2 protein-coding genes are annotated in these 1219 nt (G+C 41.4%); both read left to right on the top strand.

Annotation, left to right across the window (positions count from 1 at the left end; all coding sequences use genetic code 11):
* Window positions 1-858 (top strand): chloride channel protein (locus tag SORDD16_RS05605; RefSeq protein WP_061452680.1); only part of this gene is annotated, 858 nt, incomplete at its 5' end.
* A 124-nt stretch (window positions 859-982) separates the two neighbouring features.
* Window positions 983-1219 (top strand): 50S ribosomal protein L19 (rplS, locus tag SORDD16_RS05600; RefSeq protein ID WP_081215155.1); only part of this gene is annotated, 237 nt, incomplete at its 3' end.

Here is a 1219-nt window from a genome sequence, read left to right as displayed (position 1 = left end):
CAGTTAGGTGCGACCATTTCACATTGGTTTAGCCGATACTTTCCTATCAAAAATGCTTCGAAAATCTTTCTGCTGATGGGGATGGGAGCCGGCTTTGCAGGCCTCTTTCAAACGCCCTTTGCAGCAACTTTCTTTGCCTTAGAAGTATTGGTTGTAGGGGAATTAGCCTTAGAAGCCCTCTATCCGACCCTCGTTGCTTCTTTAGTAGTTAGTTGGATTTCTCACCAACTGGGATTGGAGAAATTTAGCATACCCTTGACGGATATGATTTCTTTCACACCTCTGTTAGTTTTGCAATTGTTTCTCCTTGGTTTTATGTTTTGGTTGACTGGGAAGGGCTTTGCCCTTCTTCTAACTTATTTCAAAAAGAAATCTCTTGCCTATCTTCCTAATCCTTATCAACGGATTTTTGTATTTGGAATTGTTTTAAGTCTTTCTTTGTTCTTGCTACATAGTGGACGCTATACGGGGCTTGGAACCAGCCTCATTGAAGCAAGTTTTTCGGGAGGTACTATTTACTTTTATGACTGGTTCTTGAAGCTCCTACTGACCACTTTTACCATTGCTATCGGTTACCAAGGAGGAGAAGTGACCCCCTTATTTGCCATTGGATCAAGTTTGGGAGTTGTTTTGGCTCTTCTTTTGGGGCTGCCCCTTCCTTTTGTTGCTGCTCTTGGCTATGTTGCGGTCTTTTCAAGTGCAACCTCGACCCTATGGGGGCCAAGCCTGATTGGCTGCGAAATCTTTGGATGGACTTATTTTCCATACTTTTTCCTAGTTTGTTTTGTGGCAAGATTCTTTAAGAAAGAGATTTCTATTTACGGGGCACAAAAAGTGATTTTGAAGCAAAATAAATAAAGGTTTCTTCTTTACAGGTGCATTCTTTTTTGATAAAATAATGGATGTGTGTAATGGACGCACGAAAATACAGTTTATCCGCTGAGGACAGGCTCCTCAAGATTGACAAAGATAGGAGAAAAAAATGAATCCATTAATCCAAAGTTTGACAGAAGGTCAACTTCGTACTGATATTCCTGCATTCCGTCCTGGTGATACTGTTCGTGTTCACGCGAAAGTTGTCGAAGGAAACCGTGAACGTGTTCAGCTTTTCGAAGGTGTTGTTATCGCTCGTAAAGGTCAAGGAATTACTGAAACTTACACTGTTCGTAAAATCTCAAACGGTGTTGGTGTAGAACGTATCTTCCCACTTCACACTCCA

This window comes from Streptococcus oralis, from assembly GCF_001578945.1.
In the GTDB taxonomy this organism is placed as follows: domain Bacteria; phylum Bacillota; class Bacilli; order Lactobacillales; family Streptococcaceae; genus Streptococcus; species Streptococcus oralis_Q.
The sequence above is the reverse complement of the archived record's forward strand: the minus strand, read 5'-3'. Positions and strand labels throughout refer to the sequence as shown.